Annotated in this window: 17 protein-coding genes and 1 pseudogene (1 of these 18 only partly in view); 10 read left to right on the top strand and 8 right to left on the bottom strand. The window is 70.2% G+C overall.

Annotated elements, in window-relative coordinates; genetic code table 11:
* Nucleotides 1-49 precede the first annotated feature (49 nt).
* The gene (locus OG456_RS28460; protein WP_266565836.1) at nucleotides 50-1,945 is read right to left on the bottom strand and encodes a streptophobe family protein; all 1,896 of its coding nucleotides are present in this window, start codon (nucleotides 1,943-1,945) and stop codon (nucleotides 50-52) included.
* 227 nt (nucleotides 1,946-2,172) lie between these two features.
* Between OG456_RS28460 and OG456_RS28465 the strand changes: the two genes are divergently transcribed.
* Entirely contained in the window at nucleotides 2,173-4,746 is a 2,574-nt protein-coding gene (locus tag OG456_RS28465) for an FHA domain-containing protein (protein WP_266565838.1), read from the top strand.
* Between the two features lie 87 nt (nucleotides 4,747-4,833).
* On the opposite strand, the gene OG456_RS28470 is transcribed toward OG456_RS28465, so the two are convergent.
* The 3 genes from OG456_RS28470 to OG456_RS28480 form a co-directional block, all read right to left on the bottom strand.
* Nucleotides 4,834-5,565: a transglycosylase SLT domain-containing protein gene (locus OG456_RS28470; RefSeq protein ID WP_266565840.1), complete on the bottom strand. Its 732-nt coding sequence runs from the start codon at nucleotides 5,563-5,565 to the stop codon at nucleotides 4,834-4,836.
* A 295-nt stretch (nucleotides 5,566-5,860) separates the two neighbouring features.
* Nucleotides 5,861-6,943 carry an S-adenosylmethionine:tRNA ribosyltransferase-isomerase gene (locus OG456_RS28475; protein ID WP_266565842.1) on the bottom strand — a complete coding sequence of 361 codons (1,083 nt, stop codon included), beginning with the start codon at nucleotides 6,941-6,943 and terminating at the stop codon, nucleotides 5,861-5,863.
* Nucleotides 6,940-7,641, bottom strand: a complete 702-nt coding sequence (locus OG456_RS28480; protein ID WP_266565849.1) for an SDR family oxidoreductase — start codon at nucleotides 7,639-7,641, stop codon at nucleotides 6,940-6,942. The genes OG456_RS28475 and OG456_RS28480 overlap by 4 nt, the downstream gene beginning before the upstream one ends.
* Nucleotides 7,642-7,843: 202 nt before the next feature.
* Here OG456_RS28480 and OG456_RS28485 point away from each other — a divergent pair, with 202 nt between their 5' ends.
* The 4 genes from OG456_RS28485 to OG456_RS28500 all read left to right on the top strand — a co-directional run bounded on the left by OG456_RS28485 (nucleotide 7,844) and on the right by OG456_RS28500 (nucleotide 10,507).
* Entirely contained in the window at nucleotides 7,844-8,989 is a 1,146-nt protein-coding gene (locus OG456_RS28485; RefSeq protein ID WP_266565851.1) for a GAF domain-containing sensor histidine kinase, read from the top strand.
* Nucleotides 8,982-9,626: a response regulator transcription factor gene (locus tag OG456_RS28490; RefSeq protein ID WP_266565853.1), complete on the top strand. Its 645-nt coding sequence runs from the start codon at nucleotides 8,982-8,984 to the stop codon at nucleotides 9,624-9,626. Before OG456_RS28485 ends, OG456_RS28490 begins: the two co-directional genes overlap by 8 nt.
* Before the next feature lie 199 nt (nucleotides 9,627-9,825).
* Nucleotides 9,826-10,068 (top strand): chaplin, encoded by a 243-nt coding sequence (locus OG456_RS28495; protein ID WP_100592533.1) that lies wholly within the window; start codon nucleotides 9,826-9,828, stop codon nucleotides 10,066-10,068.
* A gap of 199 nt (nucleotides 10,069-10,267) precedes the next feature.
* Complete coding sequence (locus OG456_RS28500; protein WP_266565857.1) at nucleotides 10,268-10,507, top strand: chaplin; 240 nt, start codon at nucleotides 10,268-10,270, stop codon at nucleotides 10,505-10,507.
* A 122-nt stretch (nucleotides 10,508-10,629) separates the two neighbouring features.
* On the opposite strand, the gene OG456_RS28505 is transcribed toward OG456_RS28500, so the two are convergent.
* Nucleotides 10,630-11,418 carry a hypothetical protein gene (locus tag OG456_RS28505; RefSeq protein WP_266565859.1) on the bottom strand — a complete coding sequence of 263 codons (789 nt, stop codon included), beginning with the start codon at nucleotides 11,416-11,418 and terminating at the stop codon, nucleotides 10,630-10,632.
* A 124-nt stretch (nucleotides 11,419-11,542) separates the two neighbouring features.
* Here OG456_RS28505 and OG456_RS28510 point away from each other — a divergent pair, with 124 nt between their 5' ends.
* The 4 genes and pseudogenes from OG456_RS28510 (at nucleotide 11,543) to OG456_RS28525 (ending at nucleotide 15,233) form a co-directional block, all read left to right on the top strand.
* Nucleotides 11,543-12,340, top strand: a complete 798-nt coding sequence (locus OG456_RS28510) for an ABC transporter ATP-binding protein (RefSeq protein WP_266565861.1) — start codon at nucleotides 11,543-11,545, stop codon at nucleotides 12,338-12,340.
* A 64-nt stretch (nucleotides 12,341-12,404) separates the two neighbouring features.
* Complete coding sequence (locus OG456_RS28515; protein ID WP_266565863.1) at nucleotides 12,405-12,836, top strand: NfeD family protein; 432 nt, start codon at nucleotides 12,405-12,407, stop codon at nucleotides 12,834-12,836.
* 140 nt (nucleotides 12,837-12,976) lie between these two features.
* On the top strand, nucleotides 12,977-13,909 hold the full coding sequence (locus OG456_RS28520) for an SPFH domain-containing protein (protein ID WP_266565896.1): 933 nt from the start codon (nucleotides 12,977-12,979) through the stop codon (nucleotides 13,907-13,909).
* An 89-nt stretch (nucleotides 13,910-13,998) separates the two neighbouring features.
* A pseudogene (locus tag OG456_RS28525) lies at nucleotides 13,999-15,233 on the top strand (IS30 family transposase).
* Nucleotides 15,234-15,306: 73 nt separating this feature from the next.
* Here OG456_RS28525 and OG456_RS28530 read toward each other — a convergent pair.
* From OG456_RS28530 to OG456_RS28540, 3 genes are all read right to left on the bottom strand, one after another.
* Nucleotides 15,307-15,813, bottom strand: coding sequence for an HNH endonuclease (locus OG456_RS28530; protein ID WP_266565898.1), 507 nt, complete (start codon nucleotides 15,811-15,813; stop codon nucleotides 15,307-15,309).
* A 145-nt stretch (nucleotides 15,814-15,958) separates the two neighbouring features.
* Nucleotides 15,959-16,498 carry a YbhB/YbcL family Raf kinase inhibitor-like protein gene (locus OG456_RS28535; RefSeq protein WP_266565900.1) on the bottom strand — a complete coding sequence of 180 codons (540 nt, stop codon included), beginning with the start codon at nucleotides 16,496-16,498 and terminating at the stop codon, nucleotides 15,959-15,961.
* Between the two features lie 95 nt (nucleotides 16,499-16,593).
* A complete protein-coding gene (locus OG456_RS28540; protein WP_227293942.1) occupies nucleotides 16,594-17,376 on the bottom strand; it encodes a sporulation protein in 783 nt (260 codons plus the stop codon).
* A 194-nt stretch (nucleotides 17,377-17,570) separates the two neighbouring features.
* Here OG456_RS28540 and OG456_RS28545 point away from each other — a divergent pair, with 194 nt between their 5' ends.
* A protein-coding gene (locus OG456_RS28545) for a DNA-3-methyladenine glycosylase (RefSeq protein WP_266565903.1) crosses the window boundary here: on the top strand, nucleotides 17,571-18,151 show its 5' portion. 61 nt of this gene lie beyond the right edge of the window; the window shows 581 of its 642 coding nt (coding positions 1-581); it begins with the start codon at nucleotides 17,571-17,573; the stop codon falls past the right edge of the window.

Below are 18,151 nucleotides of genomic sequence, written 5' to 3' on the forward strand. Positions count from 1 at the left end.
CGGCGCCCACCCCGACCGGCCCCTTCACCGTCCACCGCCCGTACTCGGCTCAGCCGCGCGGGCCCCTCCGGGGTGGCGGCGGCCCCTCCTCGTCCGGCGACGACGGCGACGGTGCCGGCGAGCGCGGCAGTGGCGGCGGGGGAGGTGGCGGTGGCGGCACGGGCCATCCGCCCTTGCCGGACCCGGACCCGGACCCGGAACCCGACCCGGGCCGCCCCCGCGGACGCGGCGGCACCGGTGGCCTGACCGGCCCCACCACCGTCGGCGCCCCGTACAGATCGTCCGGCAGACCATCCTGCCGATTGCCCGACCGGTCCCGCGACCGATCGCTCGACCTGTTCCCCGACCGATCGCTCGTCCGGTCGCCCGCCCGTTCGTCCGCCCGTTCGTCCGGCGGCTTCAGATACGGGTTCGCCCCGTCCGGCGACGCCCGGTACGGAATGCTCGGCCGATACGGCCCCGCCTCCTGGGGCGGGACGGGCCCGACGGGCCGGACCGCGCGGTCCCCCCGTTCCCACCGCTCCTCCGGTTCCACGCCGCCCCCGCCCAGCGCAGCAGGAGCCGCCCGGCGGCCCGCCGCCCCCGCCCCGTGAGCCAGCAGCGCCCCCACGGCTCCGGCCCCCGCTCCCCAAGCGGCCCCGAGCAGCAGCGCCATGCCGAGATGTCCGTGCAGCTCGATGCCGGCCCCGAATGCGTCGAAGCCGAGTACGGACAGCGAGGCGTCCGCCGACACGTCCGTCAGCCGCACGAGCAGCGGCAGGCCGAGCGCCGTGACGACCCCGAGCCGCAGCGCGCACCTCCCGGCGAAGCCGACGGCGCCCATCGGCCGCGACCCGGGCCCGCCGGTCACCGCAGGTGTCCGTACGGCGGTCAGCACGCCCGCGAGCACCGTCATCAGAACGGTCGCGAAGGCCAACAGCCATATCCTGCCGTCCAGTTCGGCAAGACGGCCCAGCGTCACCGGCTCGTTCGTGTGTACCCGCAGCAGCTCGTCGACCGGGTGGGGAAGGGCCTGCGCGAGGGCGCCCGTCGCCTTGCCGTCCCACGGGACGAAGAGGCCTAGGGGAATGCCGAGCCACACCCCGTTGGGTGCCCCGAGCAGCGCGGCGCCCGCGATCCGCCGCGGATGGTCGTCGCCGATCATCGCGTACGCCGCCGCCGCGAGCCCCGCGGCCACCGCTACCAGTAACACCGTGACCAGCGACGAAGCGGCGGGACGAACCACCCGGTGCAGCGCGTCGAGGGCGCGCGGGAGCGGCGTCCGACGTGAGGCGAGCAGTGCGATCAGCAGGACGCCGATCACCCACGCGGCGCCGCCCAGCAGAGAGGACCCGGTCTCGACGGTGAACCCGACGGTCGCCTTCGCGTCCGCGAGGCCGCCGATGTGGTCCGGCAGGAGCCCTCCGAGGTCGAGGCCGCCCGGCAGCTTGTCCTTGATGCCGCCCGGCAGATCCCCGTCCGGTATCCGGTCGAGCCCGAGCTTCCCGCCGTCAATCGTGATGAGGTCGTGACCCGCCCAGGCGAGCCCTGCGAGCATCGCCAGAAACAGCGCGGCCACGCTCCCCGCGCGTGCCGCGAGTTCGGCCAGCGTGACCTCAACTCCCGTCCCACGTAAGGAACGCAGGAAGAACCAGCTGAGCAGCAGAGCGCCCGTGAGGCCCACACCGAGCGGCGCGATATCGATCGCCGTGTGGGCCTGCGCGCCGTCCAGCCCGAAGGCTGAGACGTCTCCCGACGGCGTGACTTTCCCACCCACTCCAAGGACCACCACCGCGGCCGTCATCGGGCCGAGCGAGCCCGCGGAATCCGCACCGAGCAGATGAAGGCCGGCCGCGGCGACCGCCGCCATCCCGATGAACGCCCAGCTCACGGAGGCGACCGCGGAGAGCAGTACATCGCTCCAGCGCACGCCCTCGTGCCCGGTCCCCAGAACAACGGTCTCCATCAGGGCCCCCGTTCCGTACCGTGATGTATCGGATGTCCATTCGCGCATGATCCGTAGGCACTTGTGAGCGCTTACCACTCTCCGGGGCTGTTTCTGCCTCGTCAACGGGGAGGGCGTACAGGCGCGTAGACAGTCTTCCCAAGGACCGCCTCAAGGCCCGACTTTCGGTCAGGGGGCTCCGCCTGAAATAGTTCCCCACGATGTTCGACATCCCTAGACTCCCCAAGATGGGGGCTAGCTCGGGGGACAACTCAGTGGGGCATGGAGTGCCGGAACTCGTACTGGAATTGAATGGAAGGACCTGGACGCTCGACCCGTCCAGGTCATACACCCTCGGACGTGATCCGCAGGGGGACGTCGCGATCGACGATGCCAGGGTGTCCTGGCGTCACGCCACCATCAGCTGGGGCGGCCGCAGTTGGGTCATCGAGGACCACGGCTCCACCAACGGCACGTTCGTGCAGGGTCAGCGGATCCATCAGATGGAGATCGGCCCGGGCTCGACGCTGCACCTCGGCAACGCGACGGACGGTCCGCGGGTCAGCCTCTCGGGCAGCGCCTCCGGCGCGGCCGTGCCCGCGGCCCAGCAGGCCCAGCAGCAGGTCCACCCGCAGCAGGCGCCGGCCCAGCAGCCGCACGCCGCGCCGCAAGGTGGTGGCGCCGGCTGGGCGCACAACGCCCCGCAGCAGCAGGTGCCCGCCCAGCAGGGCTGGCAGCAGCCGCAGCAGGCGCAGAACATCCCGCCCCAGCAGGGGCCCGGCGGTGTCGCGGGGGCTCCGCCGGTGTACGGCGACCGCAGCCCCACCACGTTCCACCAGCTGGCCCTCGGCCGCGTGATGCGGATCGGCCGCGCCCTCGAGAACGAGCTGGTGGTCTCCGACCTCCAGGTCTCGCGCCTGCACGCCGAGTTCCACGCGACGCCCGACGGCCGCTACGAGATCCGTGACCTCGGCTCGCACAACGGCACGTACGTCAACGGTATGCCGATCGCCAAGGGCGGCTCCGCGCTGCTCGGCCCGAACGACATCGTCGGCGTCGGCCACTCGACGTTCCGCCTCGTCGGCGACCGTCTCGAGGAGTTCGTCGACACCGGTGAGGTCTCCTTCTCCGCCCGCCATCTGACGGTGACGGTCGACGGGGGCAAGGACATCCTCAAGGACGTCTCCTTCGGCGTCCCGGAGAAGTCGCTCATCGCGGTCATCGGCCCCTCGGGCTCCGGCAAGTCCACCCTGCTCAAGGCGCTCACCGGCTACCGGCCCGCCAACAAGGGCGACGTGCTCTACGACAACCGGAACCTGTACAAGCAGTTCGCCGAGCTGCGTCAGCGCATCGGTCTGGTCCCGCAGGACGACATCCTGCACAAGGAACTGACCGTCAAGAAGGCTCTCAAGTACGCGGCCAAGCTGCGCTTCCCCTCGGACACCAGCGAGCAGGAGCGCGCGCAGCGCATCGACGAGGTGCTGCGCGAGCTCAAGCTGGACATCCACAAGGAGAAGAAGGTCACCTCCCTCTCCGGTGGCCAGCGCAAGCGCGTCTCCGTCGCCCTGGAGCTGCTCACCAAGCCGTCGCTGATCTTCCTGGACGAGCCGACCTCCGGCCTCGACCCGGGCATGGACCGCGACGTCATGCAGCTCCTGCGCGGCCTCGCCGACGACGGCCGCACGGTCCTCGTCGTCACGCACTCGGTCGCCGAGCTGGCGATCTGCGACAAGCTCCTGGTGATGGCGCCGGGCGGTTCGGTGGCGTACTTCGGTCCGCCCGAGGAGGCTCTGAACTTCTTCGGCTACAGCACCTGGGCCGATGTCTTCTCCGCCTTCGAGAACTACCGCGACTACGACTGGGCGGGCCGCTGGAAGGGCTCGCAGCACTACCAGATGTACGCCGCGGACATCGACGCCGTCGCCGCACAGTCCGTACACATGCCGCCGCCGCAGGCGATGAAGCCGCCCAAGCCGCAGGGCTGGGGCTCACAGCTGTGGACCCTGATCCGCCGCTACACGTCGGTGATCGCGTCCGACAAGGGCTTCCTGGGCCTGATGGTGATCCTGCCGGCGGTCCTCGGCGTCGTCAGCACGGTGATCCCGGCCGACTTCGGCCTGGGCCCGCCAAAGCCGCCGTCCCGGTTCAACGGCGACGCCGGCACGATCATGCTGATCCTCGCGGTCGGCATGTGCTTCTCGGGCGCGGCCAACTCCGTACGTGAGCTGATCAAGGAACGCGTCATCTACGAACGGGAGCGGGCCACCGGCCTGTCCCGCTCGGCGTACCTGATGTCCAAGGTGATCGTCCTCGGCGTCGTCACGGCCATCCAGGGCGTGATCATCTGCGCCATCGGCTTCGTCCCGCGCGACCTGCCGGCCGAGGGTCTGATGATGCCGCCGGCCGTCGAGCTGTGCATCGTGATCATCGCGCTCGGCTTCACCTCGATGATGTTCGGCCTGGTCATCTCCTCGCTGGTGAAGACCGCCGAGAAGACGATGCCGCTCCTGGTCATGTTCGCGATCGTCCAGGTCGTCTTCACCGGCATCCTGTTCCAGGTGTACGGCTCGCCGGGCCTGGAGCAGTTCGCGTGGCTGATGCCGTCGCGCTGGGCCATCGCCGGCGCCGGTTCGACGCTCGACCTCGCGCACCTCATGCCGCCGTGGGACCAGGCGCACCCGAACGACCTGGACCCGCTGTGGGAGCACTCGGTGAGCCAGTGGGGCATCAACCTCGCGATCCTCATCGCCCTCGGTGTCATCTGCGGCTTCGCGGTCGCGCGCCTGCTGCGCCGCCACGAGCCCGAGGTCATGCGCAAGTAGCGTGACCCGCGCACGGATGAAGGGCGGCACCCCGCACGGGGTGCCGCCCTTCGGCGTTCACGAAGACCCTGAGGTCCAGGGAGAGTCTCAGTAAGCGCTGTTCACGTTGTCCATCGAGCCGTACTTGTCCGCGGCGTAGTTCGCGGCGGCGGTGATGTTGGCGACCGGGTCGTAGATGTTCCACGAGGTACCGGGGACGTGGTACGCGGCGAAGGTCGGCGGGATGACCTGCAGCAGACCCTTCGACGGGATGCCGTTGATCGCGTTGATGTCCCAGTTGTTGATCGCCTGCGGGTTGCCGGACGACTCGCGGATGATGTTGCGGTGCAGGCCGTTGTAGGAGCCCGGGATGCCCTTGGCCTTCATGATGGCCAGGGACTCGCGGATCCAGCCGTCCAGGTTGTTCGCGTAGACCGGCTTCCGGGCGGCGGCGCGGCTGGCGGCCTCCCTGACCTGGCGGTCCTTCTCGACCTTGGCCTTTGCAGCTGCGTCGACCTTGGCCTTCGCCGCGGCCGCGTCGGCGGCCTTCTTCGTCGCGGCGACCTGCGTGGCCTTCAGCTTGGCGGCCGCGTTCCTGACCTGCTGGTCGGCGGTGGCCATCTGGTTGGTGACGCTGGCGTGCACGTCCTTGATCTGGGGCTTGCCGGCGGCCACCTCGAAGGCGGCCGGAGCCGCCGAAATCGTCTCGGCCTCCGCGTTGGAGTTGCCCGGCACCAGCGTGAACGCGAGGGCAGCGGCGCCGAGAGTGGCGATACCGGCGATCGAGTACTTGTGGGTCTTCGTCAGGGGACTATGACCGGAGAAGCTGAGCTTGGACATGGAGGACCTCTTCGAATCGGGGAAGTCGCTCACCGGTCCAGAGCAGGACCGCTCATGTTTCGGTCATGAACGCCGTGGGTACCGGCCCACGCTGTCGAGCAACGAGAGCCATTGTTAGCGGCCGCAAAATTCCGTGGCAAAGGTGTGACGTACGAAGCCGGGTAGTGGATCAGGCCCCCTGGCGAGGTCCATTTCGCCCTTCCTGCCCCGGTACTGCCGCCCACAGCTAATTCCTAGCCGCCTTCGTACGTGACGTGGGCCCTATGTGCGGGGTCACATCGGGCACGTAACAACCTCACCAAGCGTTGCCACTGCAACGCGCTGCGTGACCGGATTCGTCAGGAAGTATGAGGTGGACGTCCCCAAACTCATGCCACAGGTAAAAATGTCCCAATGCTTCCGCATATGTACGGGTAATTGCCTCGGCTCCTGCGATGGCCTCCAGCATCAGCAGATGCGACGCCTCCGGCTCGTGCAGCCCGGTGAGGAGGCCGTCCACCACCCGCACACCCCGCTCGGGCGTCACCACGAGGTCCGTCCAGCCCGCGGCCGCCCGCACCACCCCGTCCCGCCCCGCGGCCGACTCCACGGCCCGTACGGCCGTCGTCCCGACCGCCACCACCCGCCCGCCCCCGGCCCTCGCCGCGTTGATCAGCCGCGCCGACGCCTCCGGCACTTCGAACCGCTCCGGATACGGCGGCTCGTGCGACTCCGCCGACGCCACCCCCGTGTGCAGCGTGATGGGCGCGAACTGCACCCCCCTGCTGACCAGCTCCGCCACCAGTCGCGCAGTGAACGGACGTGCCGCACTCGGCATCTCCGCACTGCCGGCCCCGTCCGCGTACGGCAGCGCGAACACCGTCTGATAGACGGAGAGCGGCTGATCACGCTCCGTATAGGAGTAGCGGATGGGCCTGCCGTGCCCCCGCAGCAGCGCGGGCACGTCCCCCGTGGCCCGCACCCACCACAACCGCGCCCCACCACCCGCCAGCGGCTCCTCCCATACGAGGCGCACACCTCCGGGGAGCACCGCCACCGTCCCCTCGGGACCGCCCGCACGCGGGCGCGTGGTGCCACGCCCGTCCGGGTCCCGCAACTCGACGGCCCATCGCCCGTCATCGCCACGCGTGGAGAAATGCACCACCACGCGCGCGTGCCCGATCCGCCCGTCGACCGCGGCGGCCAGCGTCGGCGACGTATTGACCACGAGCAGATCCCCGGCCCGCAACTCTCCCGGCAGCTGAGCGAAGTCCCGGTGCGTGACGTCCGTGCCGCGCGAGACGAGCAGCCGCACCGCGTCCCTGTCCAGGCCGGGCCCACGCTGCTCCGCCGGCACCCGGGCCGACAACTCCTCCGGTACCCGCACCGCGACGGTCACCGTGCCCCCAGAAGAAGAGAGGGGGCGGCATATCGGCCGCTGTCCGGCCGCTCGTCGAGGAGCCGCAGGAACGCCGGCACCACCGTCTCCGGCAGCGGCCGGTCCGAGTCGTCGTCGAGCGGCGCCGCCGCCCGGTAGAGATCCGTGCGCATGTCGCCCGGATCCACCGCCCACACCCGCAGCCCCGGCTCCTCCACCGCGAGGACCGCGGACAGCTGGTCGAGCGCGGCCTTGGAAGCGCCGTACCCGCCCCAGGTCTCGTACGCCTCCGCCGACGCGTCCGAGCTCACCGAGACGACCGCGCCCCCGGCCGTCTCCCTCAGCAGCGGCAACGCCTCCTGCACCAGCCCGAGCGCCGCCACGACATTGACCTCCAGCGCCCGCCGCAGCCCCTCCACCGGCAGCGCGTCAAGGCGCACCAGCGGCTCGGCCCCCAGCGCGCTCGCGTTGTTCACCAGCAGATCGAGCCCCCCGAGACCGCGCGCCGCCGTCACCAGATCCGCGCGGTGCGCCGCGTCCGTGACATCCCCGGACAGCGCCTCCACCCGCGTCCCGTACTTCCCCGCCTCGTCCGCGGCCTCCCGCAGCACCGCCCCGGACCTGGCGTCGAGCACCAGATCCCAGCCGCGCCGCGCGAGCGCCACGGCGAGCGCGCGACCGAGCCCCTTCGAAGCCCCCGTGATGATCGCCACCGGCATGACATCCGTCCCCTCGGGCCCGTCGGGCCGCCCTTGTGCCGTACGTGCTTCGATCCGCCTCCAACGTAGGAACCGACCCGCCCAGGGCGCCTCGTCCGCGGGCCGCACCTCACCGGGGCCCTTCGCCCTACGTCCACCGGACCAGAAGGCGGCCGCTACAGGCCCGATACGCGCTGTCACACCCCGCCGGTACCTTGAGGTCATGAGTCACGGCCCACGATCAGGCCTTTCCGCGGTGAGCTCCGCGCTGCTGGCCATGAGCAGACACCTCGAGGTGCGCGACGTCCTCAAGACGATCGTCGCGTCGGCCCGCGAGCTGCTCGACGCCGAGTACGCGGCCCTCGGAGTGCCGGACGACCACGGAGGCTTCGCCCAGTTCGTCGTCGACGGCGTCAGCGACGCGCAGTGGAAGGCCATCGGCCCGCTCCCGCGCCAGCACGGCATCCTCGCCGCGATGCTGCGCGAGGCGAAGACCGAGCGCCTGGGCGACGTGCGCAAGGACCCGCGCTTCGAGGGCTGGCCGTCCGCGCACCCCGAGATGTCCGATTTCCTCGGCCTGCCCATCCGTGACGGGGACGAGGTCATCGGCGCCCTCTTCCTCGCCAACAAGAAGTGCCCCAAGCCGCAAGGAGGTTGCGGCTTCACCATGGAGGACGAGGAGCTGCTGACGATCCTCGCCCAGCACGCGGCCATCGCCCTGACGAACGCCCGCCTGTACGAGCGCAGCCGCGAGCTCACCATCGCCGAGGAGCGCTCGCGCCTCGCCCACGAACTGCACGACGCCGTAAGCCAGAAACTCTTCTCCCTGCGCCTGACCGCCCAGGCCGCCGCGGCCCTCGTCGACCGCGACCCGTCCCGCGCCAAGGGCGAGTTGCAGCACGTGGCGGAGCTGGCCGCCGAAGCCGCCGACGAACTGCGCGCCGCCGTGGTCGAGTTGCGCCCCGCCGCGCTCGACGAGGACGGCCTGATCGCCACGCTGCGCACGCAGATCCAGGTACTCGACCGCGCCCACTCGGCCCACGTCACCTTCGACTGCGGCGGCATCCGCGCCCTGCCCGCCGCCCAGGAGGAGGCCATGCTCCGCGTCGCCCAGGAGGCGCTGCACAACGCGCTGCGCCACTCGGGCGCCGAGCACGTCCGCGTGACGCTCGACAAGCGAGGCCCCGGAGCCGTCCTGCGCGTCAGCGACGACGGCGGCGGCTTCGAACCACAGGCCGTCCGGCATGCGGGACGCCACCTCGGCCTGGTCTCGATGCGTGACCGGTCCGGTGGCGTCGGCGGCCGTCTGACGGTGGAATCGGAGCCCGGCAAGGGCACCACGATCGAGATGGAGGTCCCCGGTGGCTGACAACAGGATCCGGGTGCTGCTGGTCGACGACCACCAGGTCGTCCGCCGAGGGCTGCGCACGTTCCTCGAGGTCCAGGACGACATCGAGGTCGTGGGGGAGGCGTCGGACGGCGCCGAGGGCGTCGCCCGTACCGAGGAGCTGAGGCCGGACGTCGTCCTGATGGACGTCAAGATGCCCGTCATGGACGGCGTCGAGGCCCTGCGCAAGCTGCGCGAGCTGGCCAACCCCGCGCGCGTGCTCATCGTCACGAGCTTCACCGAACAGCGCACCGTGGTCCCCGCCCTGCGCGCGGGCGCCGCCGGGTACGTCTACAAGGACGTCGACCCGGACGCCCTGGCCGGCGCCATCCGCTCGGTGCACGCGGGCCATGTGCTGCTCCAGCCGGAGGTGGCCGGCGCCCTGCTCTCGCAGGAGGAGACCAACGGCGGGCAGGGGAGAGGCAATTCCCTGACCGAGCGGGAGCGCGAGGTGCTCGGCCTGATCGCGGACGGTCGGTCGAACCGGGAGATCGCCCGCGCCCTCGTCCTCTCCGAGAAGACGGTCAAGACCCATGTGTCCAACATCCTGATGAAACTCGACTTGGCTGACCGCACCCAGGCCGCTCTGTGGGCCGTACGCCATGGGGCGGCCGGCTGAACGATGCCGCGGCCGCGGGACGGCATGAGGCTTCGCCGGACCGGGCGAGGGGGACGGCAACTCGGATGGTTCCGTTCCGGGCTGAGATTCATACTGTCGTGTGTATGTCCCCCAGATGGCGCATCCTGCGCGAGGCTCCGGCGTTCTCCAGTGCGTGCTGCGGCGGTTCGTCGCAGTGATCGCCTAGGAGGGTCAAGAAGTGAAGAAGCTGAAGAGGGTCGCGGCCGTATCGATGGTCGCCGGTGGGCTCGTCGCCGCCGGTGCCGGTATGGCCTCCGCCACCGACGCGCACGCGGACGGCCAGGCCGTGCACTCGCCCGGCGTCGTCTCGGGCAACGTGATCCAGGCTCCGGTCCACGTCCCGGTCAACGTCGTCGGCAACACTGTGAACGTCATCGGTGTGCTCAACCCGGCCTTCGGCAACCTCGGCGTCAACCACTGACGTACGCCTCAGGTCCACCAGTGACCACCGGCCCCCGGGTGACCCCGGGGGCCGGTCCCGTTTCCGGCCCGGCCGCAGACCGGTTGATCCGAACGGGCGCATCGCCGCCCCCGCCCGTGTCATCCGCCCGGCCCACCCGTTGCACAGCGTGCACCCCCGTGGCTGGGGTCGAATCGCCATAGCTGGAGGAATGCTTCTCATGAACATCGCCAAGAAGGCCGCCCTGGCCGTCGCCGTCGCCGGGATCGCCGCGGGCGCTTCCGCCGGAGCCGCTGTCGCGGACTCGGGTGCCGAGGGCCTGGCGGCCCACTCCCCGGGTGTGGGCTCCGGCAACGCGGTACAGGTCCCGGTCCACGTTCCGGTCAACGTCACGGGCGACAGTGTCAACGTGATCGGACTGCTGAACCCGACGTTCGGCAACGCCTCCGCGAACGGCTGACACACCCCCCTGGAAGGGCCCCACGGACATGGATCCGTGGGGCCCTTCCTATGTGTTACGTCAATCCCGGGCGGGCGTCCGTGTACCGGCGCCCCCGCCCCCAACGCCATACGGCCCCGGCCTTACCTCCCCCCGCGCTCCCGCTCCTCCACGAAAGCGTTGTACGCCGCGACCTGCGCCCGCCGGGCCGTCCGCTCCACCGGACGTAGCGCCTCCGACCGCGCCGCCATCTCCGAGGCACTCACGGCCCCGCCGTGCCCGCTCTCGTACGCCACCGAGATCAGCAGCCCGACGCGCTGCGCCAGCTCCAGCACCCTCACCGCGCGCGGCGGATACCCAGGCGCGAGAACCTCACGCCCCCGCTCGGCCCGCGCCCGGTACGCGTCCACCGCCGCCTCGGCCACCGGGCCCGACCCGGCGACGTCGAGCCGCGAGAGCACGGCCGTCGCGTCCCGCAGCGCCTCCGCCAGCTCCCGCTCGGCCTCACCGAGGGAGGGCACATCGGCAGGGGGCGCCTCCCGCACGGGAAGGCAGTGCCACAGGACGTCCACATGGACGTCGCCGGCGGGCCCGGCCTCGTACACCTCGGGCACGAGCCCGAGCGCGGCCCCCTGACATACGACGGCCTCCTCCGCCTCGAGGGCGCGCGCGTTGAACTCGGGAGGACCGCTCAGGCCCAGCGGGTGGCCCGGCGCGGGCAGCGCCACCCGCAGCCCAATCGCCCCCAGCGTGCGCAGCCGCCCCAGGGCGAGGGTCAGCCCCACCGGCGTCGACTCGCCGGGCAGCCCCTCCACCCGGTGCACCGCGTCCTCGCCGACGATGGCGAGCGCGGCGTCATCGGGAGCAACAAACCCGGCCAAAAGTGCATTTCCCCATGAGGCCAGCCGACCTGAGCGTGGTTCCGAAAGCATGGGCTCCACCCTAAAGACCGGCCGATGGATTGGACCGGTCGACCGGTGGCGTAGGTTTTCCCTTGGGGGATGCGTCCACAAGACGCACGCGACAGCCGAGACTGCAATGGGAGACAACGCGCTCATGAGCGATGTACTGGAGCTGGTGGACGTATCCGTGGTCCGCGAGGGCCGGGCTCTGGTGGACCAGGTCTCCTGGTCGGTCAAGGAAGGTGAGCGCTGGGTCATCCTCGGCCCGAACGGCGCCGGCAAGACGACCCTCCTGAACGTCGCCTCCAGCTACCTCTTCCCCAGCCAGGGCGCCGCCACGATCCTCGGCGAGACCCTCGGCAAGCCCGGCACCGACGTCTTCGAGCTGCGCCCGCGCATCGGCGTCGCCGGCATCGCCCTCGCCGAGAAGCTCCCCAAGCGCCAGACCGTCCTGCAGACGGTCCTCACCGCCGCGTACGGCATGACCGCCGGCTGGCACGAGGACTACGAGGACATCGACGAGCAGCGCGCCCGCGCCTTCCTCGACCGCCTCGGCATGACCGAGTACGTGGACCGCAAGTTCGGCACGCTCTCCGAGGGCGAGCGCAAGCGCACCCTCATCGCCCGCGCCCTCATGACCGACCCCGAGCTCCTGCTCCTCGACGAGCCCGCCGCCGGCCTCGACCTCGGCGGCCGCGAGGACCTGGTGCGCCGTCTCGGCCGTCTCGCCCGCGACCCGATCGCCCCCTCGATGATCATGGTCACGCACCATGTCGAGGAGATCGCCCCCGGCTTCACCCACGTCCTCATGATCCGCCAGGGCAAGGTACTCGCCGCGGGCCCCCTGGAGCTGGAGCTGACCTCCCGCAACCTCTCCCTCTGCTTCGGCCTCCCGCTCATCGTCGAGCAGCGCGGCGAGCGCTGGAGCGCGCAGGGCCTCCCGCTGGGCTGACCCGGCGCGGGCCGCTCCCACGGCACCCTGTCGCCGGAGGGAACCCCGGTCCTACCATGACCATGTGGCAGACATCGACGCATGGGTGTGGTGGCTGATCGGGGCGGCCGCGCTTGGAATCCCTCTCGTCATCACCGCGATGCCCGAATTCGGCATGCTCTCCGCCGGCGCCGTCGCGGGCGCCGTGACCGCCGGCCTCGGCGGCGGGATGGTGATGCAGGTCCTCGTCTTCGCCGCCGTCTCGGTCGCGCTCATCGCCGTCGTACGGCCCATCGCGGCCCGCCACAGCGCCCAACGCCCCTTGCTCGCCACCGGAATCGAGGCCCTTAAGGGCAAACAGGCCGTCGTCGTCGAACGCGTCGACGGCAGCGGCGGCCGTATCAAGCTGGCCGGAGAGATCTGGTCCGCCCGCTCACTCGACGAGTCCGAGAGCTACGAGCCGGGCCGTCACGTCGACGTCGTCGACATCGAGGGAGCCACCGCGATCGTCGTGTGATCATGGTGACGTGATCGGGGAGGTGGCTTGAACTCCTCACGCCGCAGGGCCCGTTCTGACAGACTCGACCAGCAAGATCCGCAAGATCTTCCGGCGGGACCCGCCGGAACGACGACGGCACGAAGGGCACGGGAGACGCGATGTCAGCGATCATCATCGTCCTGATCATTCTGGTGGTGCTGGTCTTCATAGCCCTGATCAAGACCATTCAAGTCATCCCGCAGGCGAGCGCGGCGATCGTCGAACGCTTCGGCCGCTACACCCGCACACTGAACGCGGGCCTGAACATCGTCGTCCCGTTCATCGACTCGATCCGCAACCGGATCGACCTGCGTGAACAGGTCGTCCCCTTCCCGCCCCAGCCGGTGATCACCCAGGACAACCTGGTCGTGAACATCGACACCGTCATCTACTACCAGGTGACCGACGCCCGCGCCGCGACCTACGAGGTCGCCAGCTACATCCAGGCCATCGAGCAGCTCACGGTCACCACCCTGCGCAACATCATCGGCGGCATGGACCTGGAGCGGACCCTGACCTCCCGCGAGGAGATCAACGCGGCCCTGCGCGGCGTCCTCGACGAGGCCACCGGCAAGTGGGGCATCCGCGTCAACCGCGTCGAGCTCAAGGCGATCGAGCCGCCCACCTCCATCCAGGACTCGATGGAGAAGCAGATGCGCGCCGACCGCGACAAGCGCGCCGCGATCCTCACCGCCGAAGGCATCCGCCAGTCCCAGATCCTCACCGCCGAGGGCGAGAAGCAGTCCGCGATCCTGCGCGCCGAAGGTGAGGCCAAGGCCGCCGCCCTGCGCGCAGAGGGCGAGGCCCAGGCCATCCGTACGGTCTTCGAGTCCATCCACGCCGGCGACGCCGACCAGAAGCTCCTCGCCTACCAGTACCTCCAGATGCTCCCGAAGATCGCCGAGGGCGACGCCAACAAGCTCTGGATCGTGCCCAGCGAGATCGGCGACGCACTCAAGGGACTCTCCGGCGCCATGGGCAACTTCGGCCCGATGAGCGGCGGTTCGGCCCCCGCGGGCGCCGAGCGCCGCGAACAGCCTCCCATCGACTGAGTCGACTGGCCGGCCCCGCACACGAAGAAGCCCGCCCCGGCACCCTTCCGTTCTAGTGGTCGTCGCAACACCCCAGCTCAGGGGATGCGATGGAGTTCGAAGTTCGGAAGGTCCGGGCGCCACAAGGGCGCAAGAAGCTCCACGCTGAGCGGGAGGAATACTTCCGCCTTGTGCAACAGGGCTACGGCAACAACGAGGCGTCCCAGCGTGTAGGCGTCCACCCGCGGACCGCTCGCGGGTGGCGCAACGGTCGCCTGTTCAACAGCGGCAGGATCGAGCCGCCCGTTCACGCGCAGCGGGCGGCCGTTTCCGCTTCGTCCGGTCGATACCTCGGTCAGCACGAACGCATCTACATCGCCGACCGGCTGCGGGAGAAGGCGTCCATCCGCACGATTGCCGCCGAGCTGGGACGCAGTCCATCCACCGTCAGCCGGGAAGTACGCCGCAACGGCGCGCTTTGGCGGGGCACCCAGTGGACCTACCGGCCTTATGCGGCCCAGTCTCGTGCCGATGCACGCCGCCCCAGGCCCAAACCCGGGAAGATCGGCCGGTGCTCCAGGCTGCGGGACTACATCCAGGAGCGTCTGGAACGGCGCTGGAGCCCTGAGCAGATAGCCCACCAGCTCCGCCGGGACTTCCCCGACGACCCGGAGATGCGCGTGACGCACGAGACGATCTACCAGGCCCTCTACGTCCAAGGTCGAGGAGAACTCCGCCGGGAACTCACCAAGGCCCTGCGGACAGGCCGGGCCCGCCGGCGTCCCCACCGCCAGGCGCACAAGCGCCAGCCCAGGTTCACCACTCCCATGGTGATGATCAGCGACCGGCCTGCCGAGGCCGCCGACCGCGCCGTTCCGGGCCATTGGGAAGGCGACTGCATCGTCGGAGCGAACCACGGCTCCGCCATCGGCACGCTCGTCGAGCGGACCACCCGCTTCACCATGTTGGTGCACCTGCCCAACGGCCACCGGGCAGAGCACTTCCACCAGGCTCTCACCGCCACCATCAGCGAACTTCCGCCTCACCTGCGGCGGTCACTGACCTGGGATCAGGGCACCGAGATGGCGGCGCACCACCTCTTCTCCACCGCCGCGAACATGCCAGTCTACTTTTGCAATCCCGGCAGCCCCTGGCAGCGCGGCTCCAACGAGAACACGAACGGCCTGCTGAGGCAGTACTTCCCAAGGGCACCGACCTGTCCCGCTACAGTTGCGAGGACCTGAACGCAGCCGCTGCCGAACTCAACAGCCGCCCACGCAAAACGCTCGGCTGGGAAACCCCAGCCGAGCGTCTGTCTAAACTGCTCGCCACCACACGTCAGTGATCACGTGTTGCAACGAACCCTGGAATTCGCCACCCCGGAGGCGGGCTCTTCCGTCCGCTCCGCGTCCCCCGCGCTACGCCGCCGTACGCGCCAGCCAGGCCGGCAGCGCCTCCCGCTCGGACTGGCCGAGCGTCAGCAGCATCGCATCGGCCGGCGTGGGCTCGAACGGCTCCCGCAGCAGCGGCATCCCCGCCTGCTCAGGAGTCCGGTCCGCCTTGCGGTGGTTGTCCTCCGCGCACGAGGCGACCGTATTCAGCCAGGAGTCCGCACCACCGCGCGACCGCGGTACCACGTGGTCCACGGTCGTCGCCCGCCGCCCGCAGTACGCGCACCGGTGCTGGTCACGCACCAGCACACCCCGCCTCGACCACGGAGCCTGTCTTCGGAAGGGCACCCGTACGTACCTGCAGAGCCTGATCACCTGCGGCACCGGTATGTCCACGGCGGCCGCACGTACACGGAGTCCGGGGTGGGCCTGCTCGACGACGGCCTTGTCCTGCAGCACCAGCACGACGGCCCGGTTGAGCGTCACCGTCGACAACGGCTCGAAGCTGGCGTTCAGTACCAGCGTGTCCCGCATCTCGCCCACCTCCCGTACGTCCCCGGCCCACCCCCGTGGCGGGCTTGGAGCAACTCTGGCCGGGCGCGCCGAGATGGACAACGCAATAAAAATGCCCGCCCCCGATCACTTCCATGACCGGGGGCGGGCAAACAGCCGATGAACGCTAGCTATCCGCGGAAGCCGCGTACTCCGCGAGGACCTGCGCGCGCGCAAGCGTGTGGAAGCGCAGGTTGAAGCCCACGACAGCCGGTGAGGCGTCCGAGTCGGGACCCAGCTTCTCCTGATCCACCGCGTACACGGTGAAGACGTAACGGTGGGCCGGGTCACCGGGCGGCGGCGCGGCGCCCCCGAAGTCCTTCGTCCCGTAGTCGTTGCGCACTTGCACCGCGCCGGCGGGCAGCCCCTCGAACTTGCCGCTGCCCGCGCCGGCCGGCAGCTCGGTCACCGAAACCGGGATGTCGAACACGGTCCAGTGCCAGAAACCACTGCCCGTCGGGGCGTCCGGGTCGAAGCACGTCATGGCGAAACTCTTCGTCTCGGCCGGGAAGCCCTCCCACCGCAGCTGCGGCGAGGTGTTCCCGGCCGCGTAGACCTGAGCGTCCTGGAGTACCGCACCCGGCTCGAAGTCCTCGCTCACCACCGTGAAAGACGGCACCTGCGGATGGAAGTCATGGGGAAGCGGCGGCCTCTTGAGGTCGGTCACGTCGGCACCTCCTGATCGGCGAAAACTCTCGGTGCCGAGCCTATGCCCCGCCCGGCCGGCAGCGGACGGCGCCGCCACCGGCCGACGCACCGGGGTCAGAACCAGTTGCGCTTGCTGCCGACCTCGGACAGCCACTGGTGCAGATACGCCGACCAGTCCGTCCCCTGGAAGTCGTTGTGCCCCACGACGAACGACCGGAACGTGTCGCTGCTCTCGCTGAAGAGCCCCGGCTTCTTGTCCATCTCCAGGACGACGTCCATCTCGCGGTCGTCCGCCACGAAGCTCAGCTCGACCTGGTTGAGCCCGCGGTACTGCTGCGGCGGGAAGAACTCGATCTCCTGGTAGAAGGGCAGCTTCTGCCGCGTCCCCCGGATGTGCCCGCGCTCCATGTCCGCGCTCTTGAACCGGAAGCCCAGCCCGATGAAGGCGTCCAGAATCGCCTGCTGCGACGGCAGCGGGTGCACGTTGATCGGGTCGAGGTCACCGGAGTCCAGCGCGCGCGCGATCTCCAGCTCCGTCGTCACACCGATGTTCATGCCACGCAGCTGCTGCCCGTCGATCGTCGTGACCGGCGTCTCCCACGGGATCTCGAGCCCGAACGGCACCGCGTGCACCGCGTTCGCCTGCAGCTGGAACGCCCCGCCGAGGCGCAGCTTCGTGAACTCGATGTCCTGCTTGGTCTCCTGGTCGGCGCCCTCTACCTCGACCCGGGCCTGCAGACCGACCGACAGCCCCTCGATGTCCTGGTCCACGGACCCGCCCTGGATCCGCACCTCACCCTGGACGACGCCACCCGGCACCACGTTGACCTCGGTCAGCACCGTCTCGACCGACGCACCGCCCGCACCCAGACTCGCCAGCAGCCGCTTGAACCCCATGACTCCACTCCTCCCCGTGCCACAACCCGTGGCCCGTGTCTTCCTGTCGCGATCCTTGATCTCTACCAACGCGATAGACCGGTGACCGGTTCCGCGCGGCTCACCCTGGCAAGCAACGGAGCCCGGGGGCTACCCGTCCACGCCGATTCGCCGCACTTCTCGGTTACTTCACTGTTGGACTACGCTCGTCCGCCATGATCGCGGCCCCTGACCGTACGCCCCTCACACGGGACTTCTTCGACCGGCCCGTACTGGAGGTCGCCCCCGATCTTCTCGGGCGCGTCCTCGTGCGCAACACCCCGGAAGGCCCGATCGAGCTGCGGCTCACAGAGGTGGAGGCCTACGACGGCCCGAACGATCCCGGCTCCCACGCGTACCGCTCCCGCACCGCACGCAACGACGTGATGTTCGGTCCGCCCGGACACGCGTACGTGTACTTCACCTACGGCATGTGGCACTGCCTCAATCTGGTGTGCGGCCAGGAAGGCACCGCGAGCGGGGTCCTGCTCCGAGCCGGCGAGATCACGAAGGGCGCCGACCTCACGCGTAAACGTCGACTATCGGCCCGCAATGACAAGGAACTGGCCAAAGGCCCGGCGCGCCTGGCCACGGCCCTGGACGTGGACCGCGCGCTGAACGGCACCGACGTCTGCGCCTCCCCGGACTCTCCGCTCGCGATCCTCTCCGGCACCCCCACGCCACGCGACCAGGTACGGAATGGTCCGCGCACGGGCGTGGCCGGCGAGGGCGGCGTCCACCCCTGGCGCTACTGGAC

It is taken from the genome of Streptomyces sp. NBC_01446, assembly GCF_026340095.1.
In the GTDB taxonomy this organism is placed as follows: domain Bacteria; phylum Actinomycetota; class Actinomycetes; order Streptomycetales; family Streptomycetaceae; genus Streptomyces; species Streptomyces aureus.

Bases quoted from the DNA above. Each gene is read 5' to 3' on its own strand.
- OG456_RS28500 (WP_266565857.1), top strand. From the start codon at position 10,268: ATGAACATCGCCAAGAAGGCCGCCCTGGCCGTCGCCGTCGCCGGGATC.
- OG456_RS28465 (WP_266565838.1), top strand. From the start codon at position 2,173: ATGGGGGCTAGCTCGGGGGACAACTCAGTGGGGCATGGAGTGCCGGAA.
- OG456_RS28530 (WP_266565898.1), bottom strand. From the start codon at position 15,813: ATGCGGGACACGCTGGTACTGAACGCCAGCTTCGAGCCGTTGTCGACG.
- OG456_RS28480 (WP_266565849.1), bottom strand. From the start codon at position 7,641: ATGCCGGTGGCGATCATCACGGGGGCTTCGAAGGGGCTCGGTCGCGCG.
- OG456_RS28485 (WP_266565851.1), top strand. From the start codon at position 7,844: ATGAGTCACGGCCCACGATCAGGCCTTTCCGCGGTGAGCTCCGCGCTG.
- OG456_RS28520 (WP_266565896.1), top strand. From the start codon at position 12,977: ATGTCAGCGATCATCATCGTCCTGATCATTCTGGTGGTGCTGGTCTTC.
- OG456_RS28470 (WP_266565840.1), bottom strand. From the start codon at position 5,565: ATGTCCAAGCTCAGCTTCTCCGGTCATAGTCCCCTGACGAAGACCCAC.
- OG456_RS28540 (WP_227293942.1), bottom strand. From the start codon at position 17,376: ATGGGGTTCAAGCGGCTGCTGGCGAGTCTGGGTGCGGGCGGTGCGTCG.
- OG456_RS28460 (WP_266565836.1), bottom strand. From the start codon at position 1,945: ATGGAGACCGTTGTTCTGGGGACCGGGCACGAGGGCGTGCGCTGGAGC.
- OG456_RS28510 (WP_266565861.1), top strand. From the start codon at position 11,543: ATGAGCGATGTACTGGAGCTGGTGGACGTATCCGTGGTCCGCGAGGGC.
- OG456_RS28505 (WP_266565859.1), bottom strand. From the start codon at position 11,418: ATGCTTTCGGAACCACGCTCAGGTCGGCTGGCCTCATGGGGAAATGCA.